We start from the raw sequence: 19,858 nt of genomic DNA, 5'->3' as shown, positions 1-19,858 counted from the left end.
CGTGCTCAGTCGCGCGCACCGCGACCGATCACGCCGAAATCGCTAGTGCTGGCCGAGGTAGAAGCGCACGCCCTGGTCGTCGACGCAGAGTGCCGAGCTGCCGTACGGCTGCTGCGACGGCTCCTCGATGACGGTGCCGCCCGCTTCCCGGACCCGTTCCACCGCAGCGGCGATGTCGGCCACCGTCCACATCGGGACGGTCACCTGCTCGGCGCTGCCGCCGGCGATGCCCGACATGGGGTGCACGGACCTCGGTTCCCAGCCGTCGTCGATCCGGCCGGGCTCGAAGCTCCAGCCAAGCACCCGGCCGTAGAACTGACGGAAGCTCGCGGAGTCGGACACCTGGAACGTGACGTACGAGAGTTCGCCTGGCCCAGCGCCGTTCAGCGCGGGCCGCGGGTCGTCCCCGACGGGCTGGTAGACCGCGAACGCCATGCCTGCCGGATCGGTGGCATCGAGCACGGCGCCGAAGTCGAACAGTCGAACGTCGTCGACCGTGCCGCCCGCATCGACGATCGTCTGCCGCGCGGCGGACAGGTCGGCCACCGCGTAGCAGCAGAACAAGGTGCGGGGGCCGCGGATGCCGAACAATCCGATGCGCTGCGTCGTATTGGTCACCTGGCGCCCGGTCGGGTCGTACTCCCAGCCGAGTACCCGGCCGTAGAACGCGGCGGCCCTGTCGGCGTCACCGGTCCACACCGACACGTAGCCGATGTCGCCGTGGCGGATCTGACTCACCGACCCCGCGACGGGCCCACTCAACATCCAGCGGTGGCCGAACGGGTCGATGACGGTGGCAGTGCGAGAGCCGTGGCCCTCGTAGCTCTCGCGCTCGACGTCGGCTCCGCGTTCGCGCGCCCGCTCCAGCGCGGCGTCCGTATCGGGGACCGGCAGCATCAGACTCACCGAGACGGCACGTGGCGCCGGTGCTCTGAGCCCGAACTCGGGGAACTCGTCGGCGAGGTAGATCATCCCGCCCGCAATCGACAGCTCGGCGTGCCCGATGCGGCCGTCGTCCATCACGATCGGATCGCCCACCACGACGGCGCCGAACGCATCGACATACCAGGCGATGGCCTCCCGTGCGCCTGCGACGGCCAGATAGGGCAGCGCCGCGGGCCGAGGCGCGGCAGGCGCGACGGTGGGCACCTCGGCCGGGGCGTTGAGTTCGGCGATGGCGGTGTCGGTGCCGCTCATGATGACTCCTTCGGTTCGATTGGGCAGTGCGACAGCTGATTCGAGGCGGGCCCGCAGTCGGGCGGCGAACGCCGGGTCGGGCTGAACCGGAAGGTCGTCGCCGTGCAGCACCGTCAACGGGTCGTGGCCGTTGAAGTGGGTCATGACGCTCCTCCTTCCGGGTATTCCGATCTGAAGGCCCGACGCGCCCGCACCAGCAGGGCCTCGGTGGCGTGCACCGTGCGGCCGATCAGCTCTGCGCACTCGGGCACCGAACGGTCGTCCAGGTAGCGCAGGGCGAGCACCGTCCGGTGGTGTTCGGGCAGCCGGGCCAGGACGCTTTCGGCCACGATGCGGTCGAGCTCGGCATCCCACTCGTCGGAGGGGTCGGCGGGCTCGGGCAGATCGGCCACCGGGACGGTGAACCGGTCGTGCCTTCGCCGGTAGTGGTCGGCCAGCTTGTGCCGCGCGACGCCGATCAGCCACGCCGGGGTGATCAGCGGTGGCGAATCGCGTCTCGCGGCATCCATCGCCGCGAGAAACGTTTCCGACGTCAGGTCCTCGGCCGCGCCGCGATCACCGCAGCGGCGGATGAAGTAGCCGTAGACGGCGGGCAAGGCGTCGTCGTACAGCTCGAGAAGCGCTCTCGGCGCGTCATGGGAGTCCGATTCGGCGCTCACACCCCTATCGTCGCCGTCGGAGTCGAAACTCCGACGCCCCCATTCAAGATTTCCTTCGGTCGAGTGCGGCCAGGCCGGCGTTGACGGTGTCGAACGCATCGCCGAGCGAGCGCTGAAGCGACACCGACTCGTCGGCGAGCCAGTGCTCGTACGCCGACAGCGCTACCCCGAGCAGGGACCACGCCGTGGTCTGGGGGATGAGGTCACCCGCCTTGAGTCCGAGGCGGCGCGCGACGAAGTCCGCGACGACGGTCCGCCAGCCCGCATACATCGTCATCGAGTGGGCCTGCAGCGCATCGGTCTCCAAGATGACGCGCATCCGCTGGCGGTGATGGGCGGTCTCGGCCTCGTCGAAACTGTTGAATGTCAACAGCGCCGAGCGCAGCGCGACGGTGGTCGGTGCATCGACGGGAACGGCGTGCAGCAGTTCGCGCATGTGGTCGAGGTGCGCGTCGAAGTCGCCCCAGGGGATGGCGTTCTTGGACGGGTAGTAGCGGAAGACGGTACGACGCGCGATCCCCGCCGCACGCGCCACGTCGTCGACACTGACCTCGTCGAAGCCGCGGCTGGCGAACAAATCGAGCGCAACGTTGGTGATGTGGTCACCGGTGGTGGACCTGCGTCGGCCCACCCGCGCCCCGGGTTCACGACTCATCGAGATCTGCCCTTCCGTTTCGGCACTCGATGCCATATTCTTGCGATCTCGGTCACATTTGTCGAGACCCAAGAAGCGAAAGGGCGCAACCATGGAGCCGACTCAGCAGGCGGAAACCGAAACCGAGCTCGTCACCGAGAGCCTCGTCGAAGAGGTCTCGATCGACGGCATGTGCGGCGTCTACTGAAGGTGGTCGCATCGTCGGAGGCGCCAGTGGACGCCCAGGTGTTCGATCCTGACCTCCGCTGGCGTCTGCACCACCAAGTGGCGGTGCGGCCGGAGCCGTTCGGCGCGTTGCTGTATCACTTTGGCACGCGCAAGCTTTCGTTCCTCAAGAACGTCAAGATCGTCGAAGTGGTCAACTCGCTCGACGCACATCCCGACGCCAGGTCGGCCTGCCGCGCAGCGGGAATCGACGACGACGCCCAGGCGCCCTATCTGCACGCGTTGAGCGTGCTCGTCCAATCCAACATGCTGGTCCGCGAGGACCGCGAGGAGTCCGAATGACCACCGTGTTACGCGCAGCTCCGGTCCCCCGGCTGGTCGAGCAGTTCGAGCACGGCCTCGATGCCCCCATCTGCCTGACCTGGGAGTTGACGTACGCCTGCAACCTGTCCTGTGTGCACTGCCTGTCCTCGTCGGGCAAGCGCGACCCGCGCGAGCTGACGACCCGGCAGTGCAAGGACATCATCGACGAGCTCGAGCGCATGCAGGTCTTCTACGTAAACATCGGTGGCGGCGAGCCGACCGTGCGATCGGACTTCTGGGAGCTCGTCGACTACGCCACCGAGCACCACGTCGGCGTGAAGTTCTCCACCAACGGCGTGCGGATCGATGAGAAGGTCGCCGCCAAGCTGGCCGCCAGCGACTACGTCGACGTCCAGATCTCCCTGGACGGCGCCACCGCCGAGATCAACGACGCCGTGCGCGGTCCCGGCTCGTTCGCCATGGCGATCCGCGCGCTGGAGAACCTGTCCGCGGCGGGGTTCAAGGACGCCAAGATCTCCGTCGTCGTCACCCGTCACAACGTCGACCAGCTCGACGAATTCAAGGCGCTGGCAGACCAATACGGCGCGACGCTGCGGATCACCCGACTGCGCCCCTCGGGGCGCGGCGCCGACGTGTGGGATGAGCTGCACCCCACCGCCGAGCAACAGGTCCGGCTCTACGACTGGCTCGTCGCTCGCGGCGAGGGCGTCCTGACCGGCGACTCCTTCTTCCACCTCTCCGGCCTCGGCCAGCCCGGCGCGCTCGCCGGCCTGAACCTGTGCGGTGCGGGCAGGGTGGTGTGCCTCATCGATCCCGTCGGTGACGTCTACGCCTGCCCCTTCGCCATCCACGACCGCTTTCTCGCCGGAAACATACTGCAAGACAATGGCTTGGGAGCAGGCTTCGACAACGTGTGGAAGCACGCGCCGCTGTTCCGCGAGCTGCGCGAGCCGCAGTCGGCGGGGGCGTGCGGCAGCTGCGACCACTACGACGGCTGCCGTGGCGGCTGCATGGCCGCCAAGTTCTTCACCGGCCTGCCGCTGGACGGACCCGACCCGGAATGCGTGCAGGGGTTCGGCGAACCCGCCCTGGCGCGCGAACGGGACAAGCCCAAGTCCAGCGTCGACCACTCCCGCGCCGGGGGCCGCAAGGGACCGATCCCGCTAAAGCTCCTCACCCGTCCGCCCCAGAAGTTCTGCAACGAAAGCCCCGTATAGACATGGCCCGCGCTACCTGGTTCGAAACCGTCGCCATCGCACAACAGCGCGCGAAGAAGCGGCTGCCGAAGTCCGTCTACAGTGCGTTGATCGCCGCCAGTGAGCGTGGCATCACCGTCGCCGACAACGTCGACGCGTTCGGCGAGCTCGGCTTCGCGCCGCACGTGATCGGCGCCATCGAGAAGCGTCACCTGGCGACCAGCGTTATGGGGCAGGACATCTCGCTGCCGGTGATCATCTCACCGACGGGTGTGCAGGCGGTCCATCCCGACGGTGAGGTCGCCGTCGCGCGGGCGGCGGCGGCCCGCGGGACCGCGATGGGTCTGTCGTCCTTCGCCAGCAAGCCCATCGAGGACGTCATCGCCGCCAACCCGAAGCTCTTCTTCCAGGTCTACTGGCTGGGCGGTCGCGACGCGATCGCGGCGCGGGTCGAGCGGGCCCGGGCGGCGGGCGCGGTCGGGATCATCGTCACCACCGACTGGAGCTTCTCGCACGGTCGCGACTGGGGCAGCCCGGTGATCCCCGAGGAAATGAACCTCCGCACGACCGTCCGGATGATGCCGGAGGGGTTGACCCGGCCGAGCTGGTTGCTGCAATGGGCCAAGACCCTGCGCCCGCCGAACCTGCGCGTGCCCAACCAGGGCAATGCGGGCGAGGCAGGCCCGCCGTTCTTCGCCGCTTACGGCGAGTGGATGGGCACGCCTCGGCCCACGTGGGAGGACATCGCCTGGCTGGTCGAACTGTGGGGTGGGCCCGTGATGCTCAAGGGCGTCATGCGTGTCGACGATGCGAAACGCGCTGTCGATGCCGGTGTCTCGGCCATCTCCGTCTCCAACCACGGGGGCAACAACCTCGACGGCACGCCTGCCTCGATCCGGGCGTTGCCCGCCATCGCCGCCTCGGTCGGGGAACAGGTCGAGGTGCTCCTCGACGGTGGCATCCGCCGCGGCAGCGACGTCGTCAAGGCGCTCGCTCTCGGCGCTCGCGCCGTGATGATCGGACGCGCCTACCTGTGGGGCCTGGCGGCCGAGGGGCAACCGGGCGTCGAGAACGTCCTCGACATCATGCGCAGCGGCATCGACTCGGCGCTGATGGGCCTCGGCAAGGCCTCGATCCACGACCTGGGAGCCGACGACGTGCTGACGCCTCCGGGCTTCACCCGAGCCCTCGGCGTGCTCGTAACCGAGGTCGCCTGACTTCTGACGTCGGCCATCGCCTGGTCCCGGTGGGACGGGCGGTGCTGGCGAGGCGGACGTGATGACCTGGCCGGCGTCCCGGGTAGGGTCGGCCGGGTCAAATTTCTCTGGATGCTACGCAAACGCCAACATTCGGCGCACACCAGGTGAATTCGGCCTACGATCGGCGGGTGGCTTTCCCCAACGAGCTTGGGAACTCAACGGCGAGGCAGCTCCGCGATCTGTCGCCTGCGTTGATCATCCCGTTAGGTTCGACCGAACAGCATGGGCCACACCTGCCAGTGGACACCGACACGCGAATCGCTTCCGCGGTTGCCCGGGGGGTTGCTGAGCGGCTGGTCGGGGACTGGATGCTGGCACCCGCGATCGGCTACGGCGCCAGCGGCGAGCATCAGGGATTCCCCGGCACGGTGTCGATCGGCACCTCTGTGCTGCAACTCGTGCTGGTCGAGTACGGCAGGTCGGCATGCGACTGGGCCTCTCGACTGGTGTTCGTCAACGGGCACGGAGGCAATGTCGCCGCCGTTGCTGCCGCCGTCACGCTGCTGCGTCGGGAAGGTCGCGACGTCGGATGGTGCGCCTGCACCGTGCCCGGCGCCGACGCCCACGCCGGCCACACCGAAACGTCTGTATTGCTACATATTTCACCGGAGGCCGTGCGCGCCGAAGAGTGGGTCGCGGGCGACGAGACGCCACTGTCCGACCTGATGCCCCGCCTGCGCAGTGGCGGCGTCGCGGCGGTCAGTCCGGTCGGGGTGCTGGGCAACCCCACCACTGCGTCCGCGGACGACGGGTCGCTTATCTTTGCTGAGATGGTCGACACCTGCACCCGCCGCGTCGCGGCGTGGGCCCCCGACGCTGGGGGGCTTCTGCAGTGACCGGCCCGAGGCTGCCCGACGGATTCGCCGTGCAAGTGGACAGACGGGTGAGAGTACTCGGAGAGGGGTCGGCGCTCCTCGGTGGCTCACCTACCCGGCTGTTGCGTCTGGCTCCGGCCGCGCAGACCATGCTGACCAGCGGGCGCCTCGAGGTGCACGACGCCCAGAGTGCGCAGCTGGCGCGGACCCTGCTCGATGCGACCGTGGCCCACCCCCGGCCCGCCAGCGGACCATCGCACCGCGACGTCACCGTTGTGATTCCCGTGCTGAACAACGCGGTTGGACTCAAGCGGCTCGTCCAAGCGTTGCGCGGAATGCGCGTCGTGGTGGTCGATGACGGCTCGTCGCAACCCGTGCAGGTGAGCGACTTCGCGGGCCTGCACTGTGACGTGCGCGTGTTGCGCCATTTCACGAGCCGGGGTCCCGCGGCGGCCCGCAACGCCGGCCTAGCCGTCTGCGAGACGGACTTCGTCGCGTTCCTCGACTCCGATGTCGTGCCCCGCCGCGGGTGGCTCGAGGCGCTCCTCGGACACTTCTGCGATCCTGCCGTCGCCCTGGTGGCGCCGCGCATCGTCGGATTGCGCGAGCCGCAGAACCTGGTGGCGCGGTACGAGGCGGTGCGGTCGTCGCTCGACCTGGGCCTCCGTGAAGCTCCCGTCGTCCCCTACGGCACCGTGTCCTACGTGCCCAGCGCGGCCATCATCTGCCGCCGGACGGCGCTCAACGACGTGGGTGGGTTCGACGAGACGCTGAGGTCCGGTGAGGACGTCGACCTGTGCTGGCGCTTCATCGAAGCTGAGGCCCGGCTGCGTTACGAACCCATCGCGCTGGTGGGGCACGATCATCGGACTGAGCTGCGAGATTGGTTCGGGCGCAAGGCATTCTACGGTTCTTCGGCCGCGCCGCTGGCCGTCCGGCACCCCGGCAAGACCGCTCCGCTGGTGCTGTCCGGCTGGACCCTGCTGGTGTGGCTGCTGCTGGCGATGGGGTCGGGGATCGGCTACTTCGCGTCGACGATCGTCGCTGCCATCACCGGCCGCAAGATTGCCAAGGTGTTGAGCACGGTCGACACCGAACCGAAGGAGGTGGCCGCCGTCGCGGCGCAGGGCCTGTGGTCGGCCGCGCTGCAGCTGGCCTCGGCCATCTGCAGGCACTACTGGCCCATCGCGCTGGTGGCTGCAGTCCTGTTCCGGCGATGCAGGCAAGTGGTCCTGGTGGCCGCCGTCGTCGACGGGGTGGTCGACTGGGCCACCCGCAACGGCAACGTCGACGACGACGCGAAGCGGATGGGGTTGTTGGCCTATCTGCTACTCAAACGACTCGACGACGTCGCCTACGGACTCGGGTTGTGGACGGGCGTCGTGCGTGAGCGTGACCTCGGCGCGCTGAAGCCGCAGATCCGGACTTGAAGCATTACCTTGCACTCTGACGTTCTGATCGTCGGTGCGGGCAGTGCTGGTTGCGTTCTAGCCGAGAGTCTTTCGCGTGATCCGCAGTGTCAGGTCACGATCGCCGAGTCGGGTCCCGGACGGTCGGATCCGTTCATCAGGGAACAGATCGGCAATGGCCATCGCCTGCCGATCGGGTCCGCGAGCTCGGTGGTTCGGCGCTACGAGACCACCCTGACGGAGCGGCCCCGGCGCAGCGCCTCGATCATGCGGGGGGACGTCGTCGGTGGGTCCGGCGCCGTCAACGGAGGCTACTTCTGTCGCGGCCTGCAAAGTGACTTCGACGGGTGGAGAATCCCCGGCTGGACGTGGAACGACGTCCTGCCCCACTTTCGGGACGTCGAGACCGACCTGGACTTCGACGGCCCCCTGCACGGCACCGGTGGCCCGATGATGATCCGACGGATCACTGAATTCGAGCAGGGCGCAGTCACTTTCGTCGATGCAGCCCTTGGCCGGGGCTACGAATGGGTTGCCGACCTCAACGGTGAGGACTCCGGGCGGCCCGGTGTCGGCGCCGTGCCGTTGAACATCGACCGAGGCACGCGGGTGGGGCCGGGAGACGCCTTTCTCGATCGCGCCACGGGCCGACCCAATCTCACCGTTCTGGAGAAGCGCAGGGCGACGCGCATCCGCTTCACCCATCACCGGGCAGTGGGAGTCGACTGCACCGGGCCCGACGGCCCGCAACGGTTGACCGCCGACCGCATCGTCCTGTCTGCAGGCGCCATCGGGTCCGCACATCTGCTCATGGTGTCGGGAATCGGGCCCGCGCCGCAGCTGTCCGCTGCGGGCGTCCCGGTTCTGCTGGACCTACCGGTTGGAACGCGGAGCATCGACCATCCCGAGTGGGTCCTTCCGGTCGACTGGCCCGCTGCGCCGGACCGACCACCGCTGGAGGCGTTGCTCACCACTGAGGAGAGTCTGGAGATACGCTGTTACACAACGGGTTTCGCGGCGATGGCCGGGGCGGGGTACGACCCGTCCGATCGGCCGCACCTCGGCGTCACGCTCATGCGCCCTCACTCGCGCGGCAGGGTCGTCTTGACGTCCGCCGACGCCGAGGTGCCCCCGTTGATCGAACACCGTTACGACAGCGAACCTGCCGACGTCGCGGCCCTCGAGGCGGGGGCGGCACTCGCCCACGATCTCGCCGGTTCCGGCTACGAGGCGCGTGACTCGTTCTGGTCGACCTCGCAGCACCTGTGCGCCACGGTGCCCATGGGCCGTGACGGCGATGCGCCGCTCGACGAGAGGTGCCGGGTGCGCGGGGTGGAGGGGTTGTGGGTGGTCGACGGGTCGATCCTGCCCGACATCACCAGCCGGGGACCTCACGCCACGATCGTCATGATCGGCCATCGCGCGGCCGAGTTCATCCGTTGAACCGCCGCATCGTGACGAGTGCCTCCGCGAGAAGCGTGGCCGCCACGACGCCGTCGACGACGGGCACGCCGAGGCGCTCGGTGAGGGGGCCGGCGAACTTCGCCATTGCCGCACAACCCAATATGATCGTGCGGCTCCCATCCTGAACCAATGCCTTCTCGCAGAGGTGACCGATGGGCCCGATCGTCGTGGGATCCGAGTCGATCTGCAGCACGGGGATGTCGGTGGCATGCACACCGAGGCACTGGCCGGGGGTGTAGGTCTTTGCGATCTTCCACGCCGTTTCCACCGTCGCGGACATCGACGTCACGACCGAGAAGCTGCCCGAGGCCAGGGTCGCCGAAGCAGGCGATGACATAGGCGTCGGGGGAGTTCGTCTCGGCTGCCGCCGTGAACCTCGTCGAGAAGACCGGGGATGCAAAGATTTTCGTCTTCGTCGCTCTCGATGCTCGTGGGCCCGTCGGCGGGGTTCACCGCGACTATCTCGGTAGTGGGCCTGGCGACTGCGCGCGCCGCCGCTCCGATCGCGACGGTCATCGACGCGGTGGTGTTGGGATTGACGATCAAGAGAAGCACGGATTCAGGGTAGGTGCGAGTCAGGCGCGATGCCGACCCCCGCCGCCGGAGGAGGGCGCGTTGCGGGACCGGCTCACCGCGATCGTGGTGGCGTGGGCCAAGTCGATCGCCGAGCGGCCACGATCCTGACGGCGATGTCATGGCTGTCCCTGGGACCGGACATGGGACGGCTGCCGGCGATGCAGCACACCGACGTGAGTAGCCCCGAGTTGCGCTCGCTGCGGGAACGCATCGCACAGCAGTACTCAGCGCCGTTCGACGTGATCTTCGACAGTCCTCAGGCGGCCGACGAACTGATGGACGTCGATAGCACAGTCGCCTTCGCCCTGCTGATCGGTCCGTTGGCGTTTGGCAGAATCAGCACGCTGGCCGAGTTCGACGACGAACAGGTGGCGGTGGCAGCCGTCGACGGATTCCTCAAGAGCTTCGCCAAGGGTTCCGGCGATACGACTACCTCAGCGAGTACCGAATCGGAAGGTGCTTGAGGCCACCGACGAACGTCGTCGCGGAGAGCTCCGGCGGGCCGGCGAGTTCGATTGACTCCAATCGCGGAATCAGTTCGGTGAACAGACTGTTCATCTCCATCCGGGCCAACGCGGCGCCCAGGCAGAAGTGCACGCCGTAACCGAAGGAGACGTGCTTGTTCGGATCGCGGCCGACGTCGAACCGGAACGGGTCGGTAAAGACCTCCTCGTCGCGGTTTCCCGACACGTAGGCCAGGTACACCGACTCGCCCGCGGCGACGTCAACGCCGCCAATCGTGGTGTCCGCTGCCGCGGTCCGCATGAATTCCTTGACGGGAGTGGACCATCGGATCATCTCCTCGACGGCGGTGGGCATCAGACCAGGGTCGTTGCGCAGCCGCTCCAGCTCGCCGGGGTTGTCGATGAGCGCGCGCATTCCGCCGGAGATCGCGTCCTTGGTGGTGTCGTGGCCCGCGCTGGCGACGATCACGTAGTAGGAAGCGGTGTCGACGTCGGACAGCGGTTCGCCGTCGATGGTGCCGTTGGCGATCGCCGAGGCGAGGTCACCGGTCGGATGTTCGCGGCGCGACGCCGTCAGCTTGGAGAAGTAGGCGAAGAAGTCGAGTAGCACGGCCAGCTGATCCTCGAGCGATCCGCCGTCGCGCTTGTACTCGTCGTCATCGCCGCCGAACATCTCCTGCGTGAGGGAATGCATGCGACCGAAGTCAGATTCGGGCAGGCCCAGCAGCGACATGATGACGTACAGCGGGAAGTCGACGGCGATGTCCGTCACGAAGTCGCACTCGGGTCCGATGTCGCGCATCTTGTCGACGTAGCGCTTGGCCAGCTCGTCGACGCGAACCTGGAGGTCGCGCATGGCCTTCGGCCGAAACCAGTCCGCCCCGATCTTGCGCACCTTGCGGTGGTGGGGATCGTCCATGTGAATCAGTGTGCGCAGGCCCATGCCCGCCTCGAGCTGTTCCTTGGCCAGGTCGTCGGCGGCAGCCGTGGACAGCAATGGACGCGGCTCGCTCAGGAACAACTCGTTGTCGCGTTCGACCGCCATGATGTCGGCGTGCTTGGTGATTGCCCAGAACGGCCGGTAGGGCGGAATGTCAACCCATGCAACGGGATTGTTCGCGCGTAGCAGAGTGAGTGCCTCGTGCAGGCGCTCGTCGTCGGCGTAGGCGGTGGGGTCGGCCAGGACCTTGACGGCGTCGTCCATGGTCGGTGTGCTCATCGGAACTCCTGACATGCGGGCTGCACTTGACGGGCGTCAAGCGGCAGTTTAGGTAGGGCCGCCGAACGCGATGGCCGAATCGCCCGGATCCGTTGCCGGTCGGCCCGACCCCCGATTCCCGTTCAGTAGGCTCGGTGGGGATGCGCTCTTTTTCGGTTGGCCGCGGTGCGATGGCGATCGTGTTGGCCGTGATGGTCCTGCTCGCCGGCTGCGCAGACGGCGGCGGCCCGGCCCCGGCGACGCCGAGGCAAACTCCGGCCGACCCCGCGCTCGTCCAGACCGCGATGGGCGCCGTCCGTGGAGTGGTGACACCCGAGCATCGCCTATTCGCCGGAATCCCCTACGCAGCGCCGCCCATCGGTCCGTTGCGGTGGCAAGCGCCCGCGCCGGCCCTGCCGTGGCCCGGGGTGCGTGATGCGACTCACACCGGTCCGCGCTGCATGCAGGACACCAGCGATCTGGAGATGGGTCGGCAGACCTCCGAGGACTGCCTGACGCTGAACGTCTGGACTCCGCCGCCCTCGGAGCGCAAGCGCGCGGTGATGGTTTGGATCCACGGTGGTGCGTTCATCAACGGCAGCGCCGGTATCTACGACTCGCGTTGGCTGGCGTCGCGCGGGGACATCGTCGTCGTCACCCTGAACTATCGGCTCGGTGCGCTGGGCTTTCTGGCGCACCCGGCGCTCGGTGCCCCGGGTGCCGTCGGCAACTACGGCCTGTCCGATCAGCAGGCCGCGCTGCGCTGGGTCCACGACAACATCGCGAACTTCGGCGGTGACCCCGACGCCGTCACGATCGCCGGCGAGTCCGCAGGCGGCATGTCGGTGTGCGACCACCTCGTTGCTCCTGCCTCCGAGGGACTCTTCCGCGCGGCGATCATTCAGAGCGGGCCGTGTCAGGCTCAGGTCGCGTTGCCCGAGGCGCAGAGGGTCAGCATCGACTACGCCCGCGGCGCCGGCTGCGACGACCTCAGAACCGTCGCCGACTGCCTGCGCGCGTTGCCGGCGAACGAACTGCGAAAACCGGTGTGGTACTACCACATCGGTGATGATGCTCTGAGCGGTCCCGTGACGGGAACGAAGGTGCTGCCGGTGGATCCGATGGTGGCGATCGCGGGTGGTCAGGCCGCCAAGGTGCCCGTGGTGGTCGGCACCAACCACGACGAGTTCACGCTGTTCGTCGCCTTGCAGTATCTCCGTCTCAAGAAGCCGTATTCCGAGGCGCAGTATCCGCAGCTGTTGTCGCAGACGTTCGGTCGCGATGCGGAGGCGGTCGCGGCGCGCTACCCGTTGAGCCGGTACGAGGGCAGCGTGCCGCTCGCGTACTCGGCAGCCGTCACCGACGGAGTGTTCGCCTGCGTCGCCGACAGGATGGCCGAGGGTCTCGCCAGAATGGACTCCGTGTACGCCTACGAGTTCAACGACCGCGGTGCCCCTGCTCCGGATACGTTGCGCACCTTGCCGTTTCCCGTCGGCGCCAGCCACTCGCTGGAGCTGCGCTACCTCTTCGACGTCGGTGGCGCACCGCGGCTCAATGCCGACCAGCAGGTGCTGTCCGACCAGATGATCGACGCGTGGAGTCAGTTCGTCCGAGACGGCCATCCCGGCGATGACTGGCCCGCCTTCGGTGGCGAGGAAAAGCGGTTGTCATTGCGGCCCGACGGCAGCAGGGTGGAAACCGACTTCGACCAGAAGCATCAATGCTCGTTCTGGGCGGGCCTGAAGGAGTGAGAAGATGCCGACACCGGATTCGGCTGTCTTCGCCGACGCATGGGTTCGGGCGTGGAACGACCACGACGTCGAGGCGGTCCTCGCGCACCTTCACGATGACGTCGTGTTCAGCTCGCCGGTGGCGGCGCGGGTGATCCCCGCGACCGGGGGAGTGGTGCGGGGCAAGGCCGCGCTGCGCGACTACTGGGTGACGGCGCTTCGCATGCTGCCCGATCTGCACTTCGACGTGATCGGTGTCTATCGGGGTGAGTCTCTGCTGGTGATCAACTACCGCAACGAGCGGGACGGACTCGTCAACGAAGTCCTGATGTTCGACGGTGACCTCGTCCGCGAGGGCCACGGCACCTATCTGAGCTAATCCAGGGCATCAAGCGCGGCTGATCCTCATCGATTCGTGTACACAAACCCGCGCTGAGCGCGGCTAGACGTGCACGAATCGGCGAGCCAGAAACTGATCTGCAGAAAAATGAGGGAATCCGTGCGCCCCGTCGCTCCTAGCTGACGAACGCGGTCCAACCAAGGACCGCGACGACGTCAAGGAGATCGACATGAACACCACCTCGACCACCCGCAAGCTGACCCGCCTCCAGTACGCAGCCACGCTCCTCGGCGCCCTCGCCGCTCTCGCCTTGGCCCCGGCGACCGCCCACGCCACCGACAACGAGCCCACCGGCCCCGGTGGCGGATGCCACTACACCGACGCGGATGGGTACGACGTCCCGATCGATGACGGCCAGGACGTCTTCGTCGACGGGAAGATCGTGTCCTGCCGCGGCGGCTCGATCGTCATCACGACGGCGCCGAAGACCAACGTCGGCACCGTGCGGCCGCAACTCGACCCCAACCTGTCGGTCTTGATCGAGACGCCCCGCAAGGCGCCGGTGACGCGGAACGCGCCTGCCTCCAAGGCGCCCTGACGCCGAAGGCATGTCAGCTGGCGGGTGTCACCCAGGTGGTGATGTCGGCCTGCACGACCTCGGCACCGAACCGGTCGACGACGCTGACCGGCACGACGAGCGCGACCCCGTCGATGACGGTGCCGAAGTCGGGTGGATCGATCCGGGCGATGGCGCGCAACGACGTGGCGGCCTTGGCGAGGTACCGAACGTTCATCGCCTTCGGGATCCACCGATGGGAGCCCGGGACCGTGGCCTCCATCAGCATGCCCATCGCCATCTCGGCGGCGTTGCACGAGGCGATGGCGTGCACGGTCGAGAGATGGTTGTGGACGAAGAACCACTTCGGCATCGTGACCTCGGCGAACCCCGGTTCCATCCGTACGACGTGCGGCAGCACGGAGGCGAAGTACGGCACCCGCGCCATCGCCGCCGCGGAGAACAGCCGACTTCCACCTGGGCGTCCGGCAAGCTGTTTCCACATCCGATACGTGGTCGTCGGAGACGTCGTCGAAGGAGTCACGGCGGGCTACCCTACTCTGGAGTAAGGAAGCCTCGGCCCGGCGTTGACCAGGAATTTGGAGCACGCGGCGATCTGAGGCATACTGTTCGGGTTGCCTTGAGCCGGGTTCGCGCCTGGCCAGGCATACGACCAGCGCCTCAACCGGCGCGTCCGGTCCCAACCTCGAGTGCGGCGGATTTTCGGCGCAGACGAGCGTGCGCAAGGGCGACACACCCGAGCGCGGGGGTCGGTGGACCACAGACAGGTAAACAGCGGCGGCATAGCCAGCGGGACGCACCAGGTGCGGAACGCACGTAGACCAGGCCCAAGCATGGGCCCGTTAGTAGTGAGGTAGGAGAAGCGTGGCGGGACAGAAGATCCGCATCAGGCTGAAGGCCTACGACCACGAGGCAATTGATGCCTCGGCGCGCAAGATCGTTGAGACGGTCACCCGTACGGGCGCGAGCGTCGTTGGCCCGGTGCCGCTGCCGACCGAGAAGAACATCTACTGCGTCATCCGGTCCCCGCATAAGTACAAGGACTCGCGGGAGCACTTCGAGATGCGCACCCACAAGCGCCTGATCGACATTCTCGACCCGACGCCGAAGACCGTTGACGCTCTCATGCGCATCGATCTGCCGGCGAGCGTCGACGTCAACATCCAGTAGGAGAACCAGAACCAATGGCACGCAAAGGCATTCTGGGCACCAAGCTGGGCATGACGCAGGTGTTCGACGAGAACAACAAGGTCGTCCCAGTCACGGTCGTCAAGGCCGGCCCCAACGTGGTGACCCGTATCCGCACCACCGAGCGCGACGGCTACAGCGCCGTGCAACTCGCCTACGGCGAGATCAGCCCGCGCAAGGTCAACAAGCCGGTCACCGGTCAGTACGCCGCCGCAGGAGTCAACCCCCGCAGGCACCTGGCCGAGCTCCGGCTCGAAGACGAGGCAGCCACCGCCGACTACGAGGTCGGCCAGGAGCTGACCGCCGAGATCTTCGCCGACGGAAGCTACGTCGACGTGACCGGCACCTCGAAGGGCAAGGGCTTCGCAGGCACCATGAAGCGTCACGGCTTCAAGGGCCAGGGCGCCGCCCACGGCGCGCAGGCCGTGCACCGCCGGCCCGGCTCGATCGGTGGCTGCGCCACCCCCGGCCGCGTCTTCAAGGGCACGCGCATGTCCGGCCGGATGGGCAGCGACAAGATCACGACGCAAAACCTGAAGGTGCACAAGGTCGACGCCGAGAACGGCGTGCTGTTGATCAAGGGCGCCGTTCCTGGCCGCAACGGTGGGCTCGTCGTAGTCCGCACTGCGATCAAACGAGGTGAGAAGTAATGGCTGCGAAGAAGATTGACGTCCTCACTCCGGGCGGTAAGAAGGACGGCAGCGTTGAGTTGCCCGCCGCTCTGTTCGACGTGGAGCCCAACATCGCGTTGATGCACCAGGTGGTGACGGCCCAGTTGGCCGCCAAGCGCCAGGGCACGCACTCGACCAAGACGCGCGCCGAGGTCTCCGGTGGCGGCAAGAAGCCGTACCGCCAGAAGGGCACCGGCCGCGCCCGTCAGGGTTCGACGCGCGCACCGCAGTTCACCGGCGGTGGCATCGTGCACGGCCCCAAGCCGCGCGACTACAGCCAGCGGACCCCGAAGAAGATGATCGCCGCCGCCCTGCGCTGCGCGTTGTCGGACCGGGCCCGCAACGATCGCATCTTCGCGATCACCGAGTTGATCAGCGGCCAGACGCCGTCGACGAAGACGGTCAAGGCGTTCCTCGAGACGCTGACCGATCGCCGCAAGGTGCTGGTCGTCATCGGCCGCAGCGACGAGGTCGGTGCCAAGAGCGTGCGCAATCTGCCTGGTGTACGGGTGATCTCACCGGATCAGCTCAACACCTACGACGTGCTCGACGCCGACGATCTGGTGTTCAGCGTCGAGGCTCTGAACGCCTACATCCAGGCGAACAGCGTCGACAAGGAAGCCGACAAGGAAGAGGTTTCGGCCTGATGGCGACCGTTACTGACCCCCGCGACATCATCCTGGCACCGGTGATCTCCGAGAAGTCCTACGGGCTGATCGAGGACAACACCTACACGTTCGTGGTGCACCCGGATTCGAACAAGACGCAGATCAAGATTGCGATCGAGAAGATCTTCAGCGTCAAGGTCGATTCCGTGAACACGCTCAACCGCCAGGGCAAGCGCAAGCGCACCCGCAGCGGTTTCGGCCAGCGCAAGAGCACCAAGCGCGCGATCGTGACCCTGTCCGCGGGCAGCAAGCCCATCGACCTATTCGGAGCACCGGCCTAGCCGGCGCCACGAAGAGACTCAGGACTTAGAACATGCCACTTCGCAAGTACAAGCCGACGACTCCTGGTCGGCGCGGTGCCAGCGTCTCCGACTTCGCCGAGATCACTCGCGCGACTCCGGAGAAGTCGCTGATCCGCCCGCTGCACGGCAAGGGTGGACGCAACGCGCACGGCCGCATCACGACCCGTCACAAGGGTGGTGGCCACAAGCGCGCCTACCGCGTCATCGACTTCCGTCGCCACGACAAGGACGGCGTCGACGCCAAGGTCGCGCAGATCGAGTACGACCCCAACCGCACCGCGAACATTGCGCTGCTGCACTACGTCGACGGCGAGAAGCGCTACATCATCGCGCCGCAGGGACTGTCGCAGGGCGACCGCATCGAGCAGGGGCCGAACGCCGACATCAAGCCCGGCAACAGCCTGCCGCTGCGCAACATCCCCTCCGGTACCGTCGTCCACGCCGTGGAGCTGCGACCGGGCGGGGGCGCCAAGATGGGCCGCTCTGCCGGTGTCAGCATCCAGCTGCTCGGCAAGGAAGGCACCTACGCGACGCTGCGCATGCCCAGCGGTGAGATCCGCCGTGTCGACGTGCGCTGTCGCGCCACCGTCGGCGAGGTCGGCAACGCCGAGCAGGGCAACATCAACTGGGGCAAGGCCGGTCGTATGCGGTGGAAGGGCAAGCGCCCCACCGTCCGTGGTGTCGTGATGAACCCGGTCGACCACCCGCATGGCGGTGGTGAGGGCAAGACCTCCGGTGGCCGTCACCCGGTCAGCCCGTGGGGCAAGCCCGAGGGCCGCACCCGCAAGAACAAGCCGAGCGACAAGCTCATCGTCCGACGCCGGCGCACCGGCAAGAACAAGCGCTAGGAGTATCCAGCGATGCCACGCAGCCTGAAGAAGGGCCCGTTCGTCGACGACCATCTCCTGAAGAAGGTCGACGTTCAGAACGAGAAGAACACCAAGCAGGTCATCAAGACCTGGTCTCGTCGGTCGACCATCATCCCCGACTTCATCGGACACACCTTCGCCGTCCACGACGGTCGCAAGCACGTCCCGGTGTTCGTCTCGGAGGCCATGGTCGGTCACAAGCTGGGCGAGTTCGCCCCGACCCGCACGTTCAAGGGTCACATCAAGGACGACCGGAAAGCGAAGCGGCGGTAATGACTACGACGACCGAGTATCCGTCCGCGGTTGCCAAGGCGCGCTTCGTGCGTGTGTCGGCATCCAAGGCGCGCCGTGTGATCGACCTGGTGCGCGGCAAGTCCGTCACCGAGGCGCTCGACATCCTCCGCTGGGCGCCCCAGGCCGCCAGCGAGCCCGTCGCCAAGGTCATCGCGAGTGCCGCGGCCAACGCGCAGAACAACGACGGCCTCGACCCGGCGACCCTCGTCGTCGCGTCGGTGTACGCCGATGAAGGCCCGACCGCCAAGCGCATCCGGCCGCGCGCCCAGGGGCGTGCGTACCGAATCCGCAAGCGCACCAGCCACATCACGGTGATCGTCGAGAGCCGTCCGCCGAAGGACAAGGGTTCTTCTGCATCGGCGTCGTCCGCCAGGGCACGTCGCGCACAGGGCAGCAAGGCAGCCGCCACTGCTCCCGCCAAGAAGGCACCTGCCACCAAGGCGCCCGCCACCAAGGCGGCACCCGAAACGGTCTCTGAGACTTCTGATTCGAAGGGAGGCTCGGAGTAGTGGGCCAGAAGATCAATCCCCACGGCTTCCGCCTCGGCATCACCACCGACTGGAAGTCCCGCTGGTACGCCGACAAGCAGTACGCGGACTACGTCAAGGAAGACGTGGCGATCCGTCGCCGGCTGTTCGCGCCGTTCGTCATCCCCGGCGAGCGCAACGTCGAGCTGGAGCGGGCCGGTGTCGCCAAGGTGGAGATCGAGCGCACCCGTGACCGGGTTCGCGTCGACATCCACACTGCGCGGCCAGGCATCGTCATCGGACGTCGCGGTGCGGCAGCCGACAGCATCCGCGGCACGCTGGAGAAGCTGACCGGCAAGCAGGTTCAGCTCAACATCCTCGAGGTGAAGAGCCCCGAGTCGGTGGCACAGCTGGTCGCCCAGGGTGTGGCCGAGCAGCTGAGCAACCGCGTCGCGTTCCGTCGCGCCATGCGCAAGGCGATCCAGTCCGCGATGCGTCAGCCGAACGTCAAGGGCATCCGGGTGCAGTGCTCGGGCCGCCTCGGCGGTGCGGAGATGAGCCGCTCGGAGTTCTACCGCGAGGGTCGGGTGCCGCTGCACACGCTTCGCGCCAACATCGACTTCGGCACCTTCGAGGCCAAGACGACGTTCGGCCAGATCGGCGTCAAGGTGTGGATCTACAAGGGCGACATGACCGAGAAGGAGTTCGCTCGCGAGCAGGCTACGGCCGCGCCGCGCGCTCCCCGCGGTCCCCGCTCCGACCGTCCGGAGCGGTCCGACCGGGGCCCGGCCCGCGGTCCTCGCCGCGAGCGCACCGACGCTCCTGCCGAGTCCTCTGCCCCGGCGGCCCCCGCGGCCGTCGAGGCCGCACCTGAGAGCGGAACGGAGGCCTGATCATGCTCATTCCGCGCAGGGTCAAGCACCGCAAGCAGCACCACCCCGGGCGCTCCGGCGCCGCAACGGGTGGTACCACGATCGCGTTCGGTGAGTACGGCATCCAGGCTCTCGAGCCTGCATACGTGACCAACCGTCAGATCGAGGCTGCTCGTATCGCCATGACCCGCCACATCAAGCGTGGTGGCAAGGTCTGGATCAACGTCTACCCCGACCGTCCGCTGACCAAGAAGCCGGCGGAGACCCGAATGGGTTCAGGTAAGGGTTCCCCTGAGTGGTGGATCGCCAACGTCAAGCCGGGTCGCGTGCTCTTCGAGCTCGCCGGTGTCGACGAGCCGCTCGCCCGTGAGGCGATGCGTCGTGCGATGCACAAGCTCCCGATGAAGTGCCGGTTCGTGGTACGCGAGGGTGGTGGCAACTGATGGCTATCGGGTCGAAGGAGCTTGCTCCGATCGAGCTTGACGGCAAGGACGACGAC

The 19,858-nt window shown here is 67.4% G+C and carries 26 protein-coding genes and 1 pseudogene; 20 read left to right on the top strand and 7 right to left on the bottom strand.

Annotation, left to right across the window (positions count from 1 at the left end; all coding sequences use genetic code 11):
- Window positions 1-42 precede the first annotated feature (42 nt).
- From VET27_RS11520 to mftR, 3 genes are read right to left on the bottom strand one after another with little or no spacing between them, the layout of a single operon-like run.
- On the bottom strand, window positions 43-1,341 hold the full coding sequence (locus VET27_RS11520; protein WP_526518115.1) for a VOC family protein: 1,299 nt from the start codon (window positions 1,339-1,341) through the stop codon (window positions 43-45).
- Complete coding sequence (locus tag VET27_RS11515) at window positions 1,338-1,856, bottom strand: RNA polymerase sigma factor (RefSeq protein ID WP_526518113.1); 519 nt, start codon at window positions 1,854-1,856, stop codon at window positions 1,338-1,340. The genes VET27_RS11520 and VET27_RS11515 overlap by 4 nt, the downstream gene beginning before the upstream one ends.
- Before the next feature lie 43 nt (window positions 1,857-1,899).
- Window positions 1,900-2,511, bottom strand: coding sequence for a mycofactocin system transcriptional regulator MftR (gene mftR, locus VET27_RS11510; RefSeq protein ID WP_526518111.1), 612 nt, complete (start codon window positions 2,509-2,511; stop codon window positions 1,900-1,902).
- Window positions 2,512-2,602: 91 nt separating this feature from the next.
- Between mftR and mftA the strand changes: the two genes are divergently transcribed.
- The 7 genes from mftA to mftG all read left to right on the top strand — a co-directional run bounded on the left by mftA (window position 2,603) and on the right by mftG (window position 9,122).
- Window positions 2,603-2,698 carry a mycofactocin precursor MftA gene (gene mftA, locus VET27_RS11505; protein WP_284228698.1) on the top strand — a complete coding sequence of 32 codons (96 nt, stop codon included), beginning with the start codon at window positions 2,603-2,605 and terminating at the stop codon, window positions 2,696-2,698.
- Window positions 2,699-2,724: 26 nt separating this feature from the next.
- Window positions 2,725-3,018, top strand: coding sequence for a mycofactocin biosynthesis chaperone MftB (gene mftB, locus VET27_RS11500; protein ID WP_526518108.1), 294 nt, complete (start codon window positions 2,725-2,727; stop codon window positions 3,016-3,018).
- Window positions 3,015-4,217, top strand: a complete 1,203-nt coding sequence (gene mftC / locus VET27_RS11495) for a mycofactocin radical SAM maturase (RefSeq protein ID WP_526518106.1) — start codon at window positions 3,015-3,017, stop codon at window positions 4,215-4,217. Before mftB ends, mftC begins: the two co-directional genes overlap by 4 nt.
- Before the next feature lie 2 nt (window positions 4,218-4,219).
- A complete protein-coding gene (gene mftD / locus VET27_RS11490; protein WP_526518104.1) occupies window positions 4,220-5,413 on the top strand; it encodes a pre-mycofactocin synthase MftD in 1,194 nt (397 codons plus the stop codon).
- A 146-nt stretch (window positions 5,414-5,559) separates the two neighbouring features.
- Window positions 5,560-6,291: a mycofactocin biosynthesis peptidyl-dipeptidase MftE gene (mftE, locus tag VET27_RS11485; protein WP_526518102.1), complete on the top strand. Its 732-nt coding sequence runs from the start codon at window positions 5,560-5,562 to the stop codon at window positions 6,289-6,291.
- Window positions 6,288-7,700, top strand: a complete 1,413-nt coding sequence (gene mftF / locus VET27_RS11480) for a mycofactocin biosynthesis glycosyltransferase MftF (RefSeq protein WP_526518100.1) — start codon at window positions 6,288-6,290, stop codon at window positions 7,698-7,700. Before mftE ends, mftF begins: the two co-directional genes overlap by 4 nt.
- A 9-nt stretch (window positions 7,701-7,709) precedes the next feature.
- Window positions 7,710-9,122 (top strand): mycofactocin dehydrogenase MftG, encoded by a 1,413-nt coding sequence (gene mftG, locus VET27_RS11475; protein WP_526518098.1) that lies wholly within the window; start codon window positions 7,710-7,712, stop codon window positions 9,120-9,122.
- On the opposite strand, the gene VET27_RS11470 is transcribed toward mftG, so the two are convergent.
- Together VET27_RS11470 and VET27_RS11465 are read right to left on the bottom strand one after the other, a co-directional pair.
- A complete protein-coding gene (locus VET27_RS11470; protein WP_526518096.1) occupies window positions 9,112-9,480 on the bottom strand; it encodes an aspartate/glutamate racemase family protein in 369 nt (122 codons plus the stop codon). The two genes, mftG and VET27_RS11470, sit on opposite strands and share 11 nt — an antisense overlap.
- The gene (locus tag VET27_RS11465; RefSeq protein WP_526518094.1) at window positions 9,429-9,659 is read right to left on the bottom strand and encodes a hypothetical protein; all 231 of its coding nucleotides are present in this window, start codon (window positions 9,657-9,659) and stop codon (window positions 9,429-9,431) included. Before VET27_RS11465 ends, VET27_RS11470 begins: the two co-directional genes overlap by 52 nt.
- Here VET27_RS11465 and VET27_RS11460 point away from each other — a divergent pair.
- Window positions 9,568-10,183, top strand: a pseudogene (locus tag VET27_RS11460) (TetR/AcrR family transcriptional regulator). The gene VET27_RS11465 and the pseudogene VET27_RS11460 overlap by 92 nt on opposite strands.
- Here the strand turns inward: VET27_RS11460 and VET27_RS11455 are convergent.
- Entirely contained in the window at window positions 10,149-11,402 is a 1,254-nt protein-coding gene (locus tag VET27_RS11455) for a cytochrome P450 (RefSeq protein WP_526518092.1), read from the bottom strand. The pseudogene VET27_RS11460 and the gene VET27_RS11455 sit on opposite strands and share 35 nt — an antisense overlap.
- A gap of 140 nt (window positions 11,403-11,542) precedes the next feature.
- Here VET27_RS11455 and VET27_RS11450 point away from each other — a divergent pair, with 140 nt between their 5' ends.
- The 3 genes from VET27_RS11450 (at window position 11,543) to VET27_RS11440 (ending at window position 14,049) form a co-directional block, all read left to right on the top strand.
- Window positions 11,543-13,132 (top strand): carboxylesterase/lipase family protein, encoded by a 1,590-nt coding sequence (locus VET27_RS11450; protein WP_526518090.1) that lies wholly within the window; start codon window positions 11,543-11,545, stop codon window positions 13,130-13,132.
- A gap of 4 nt (window positions 13,133-13,136) precedes the next feature.
- Window positions 13,137-13,490, top strand: coding sequence for a nuclear transport factor 2 family protein (locus VET27_RS11445; RefSeq protein WP_526518088.1), 354 nt, complete (start codon window positions 13,137-13,139; stop codon window positions 13,488-13,490).
- A 190-nt stretch (window positions 13,491-13,680) separates the two neighbouring features.
- Window positions 13,681-14,049 carry a hypothetical protein gene (locus VET27_RS11440; protein ID WP_526518086.1) on the top strand — a complete coding sequence of 123 codons (369 nt, stop codon included), beginning with the start codon at window positions 13,681-13,683 and terminating at the stop codon, window positions 14,047-14,049.
- Window positions 14,050-14,062: 13 nt separating this feature from the next.
- On the opposite strand, the gene VET27_RS11435 is transcribed toward VET27_RS11440, so the two are convergent.
- Window positions 14,063-14,512 (bottom strand): PaaI family thioesterase, encoded by a 450-nt coding sequence (locus VET27_RS11435; RefSeq protein WP_526518133.1) that lies wholly within the window; start codon window positions 14,510-14,512, stop codon window positions 14,063-14,065.
- Window positions 14,513-14,892: 380 nt separating this feature from the next.
- Between VET27_RS11435 and rpsJ the strand changes: the two genes are divergently transcribed.
- From rpsJ to rplP, 9 genes are read left to right on the top strand one after another with little or no spacing between them, the layout of a single operon-like run.
- Window positions 14,893-15,198: a 30S ribosomal protein S10 gene (gene rpsJ / locus VET27_RS11430; RefSeq protein WP_003925843.1), complete on the top strand. Its 306-nt coding sequence runs from the start codon at window positions 14,893-14,895 to the stop codon at window positions 15,196-15,198.
- A gap of 14 nt (window positions 15,199-15,212) precedes the next feature.
- Window positions 15,213-15,866, top strand: a complete 654-nt coding sequence (gene rplC, locus VET27_RS11425) for a 50S ribosomal protein L3 (protein ID WP_526518084.1) — start codon at window positions 15,213-15,215, stop codon at window positions 15,864-15,866.
- Window positions 15,866-16,534 (top strand): 50S ribosomal protein L4, encoded by a 669-nt coding sequence (rplD, locus tag VET27_RS11420; protein ID WP_526518082.1) that lies wholly within the window; start codon window positions 15,866-15,868, stop codon window positions 16,532-16,534. Before rplC ends, rplD begins: the two co-directional genes overlap by 1 nt.
- The gene (gene rplW / locus VET27_RS11415; RefSeq protein WP_284228669.1) at window positions 16,534-16,836 is read left to right on the top strand and encodes a 50S ribosomal protein L23; all 303 of its coding nucleotides are present in this window, start codon (window positions 16,534-16,536) and stop codon (window positions 16,834-16,836) included. The genes rplD and rplW overlap by 1 nt, the downstream gene beginning before the upstream one ends.
- A 32-nt stretch (window positions 16,837-16,868) precedes the next feature.
- Window positions 16,869-17,705, top strand: a complete 837-nt coding sequence (rplB, locus tag VET27_RS11410; protein WP_526518080.1) for a 50S ribosomal protein L2 — start codon at window positions 16,869-16,871, stop codon at window positions 17,703-17,705.
- Window positions 17,706-17,717: 12 nt separating this feature from the next.
- Window positions 17,718-17,999 carry a 30S ribosomal protein S19 gene (rpsS, locus tag VET27_RS11405; RefSeq protein WP_057167020.1) on the top strand — a complete coding sequence of 94 codons (282 nt, stop codon included), beginning with the start codon at window positions 17,718-17,720 and terminating at the stop codon, window positions 17,997-17,999.
- Entirely contained in the window at window positions 17,999-18,529 is a 531-nt protein-coding gene (gene rplV / locus VET27_RS11400; RefSeq protein ID WP_526518078.1) for a 50S ribosomal protein L22, read from the top strand. The genes rpsS and rplV overlap by 1 nt, the downstream gene beginning before the upstream one ends.
- On the top strand, window positions 18,529-19,380 hold the full coding sequence (gene rpsC / locus VET27_RS11395; RefSeq protein ID WP_526518076.1) for a 30S ribosomal protein S3: 852 nt from the start codon (window positions 18,529-18,531) through the stop codon (window positions 19,378-19,380). The genes rplV and rpsC overlap by 1 nt, the downstream gene beginning before the upstream one ends.
- Window positions 19,381-19,382: 2 nt before the next feature.
- Complete coding sequence (gene rplP / locus VET27_RS11390) at window positions 19,383-19,802, top strand: 50S ribosomal protein L16 (protein ID WP_526518074.1); 420 nt, start codon at window positions 19,383-19,385, stop codon at window positions 19,800-19,802.
- Window positions 19,803-19,858: the final 56 nt, after the last annotated feature.

The organism is Mycobacterium sp., assembly GCF_035633495.1.
In the GTDB taxonomy this organism is placed as follows: Bacteria; Actinomycetota; Actinomycetes; order Mycobacteriales; family Mycobacteriaceae; genus Mycobacterium.
Note: the sequence above shows the minus strand (reverse complement) of the source record. Positions and strands in the feature narration are given on the sequence as shown.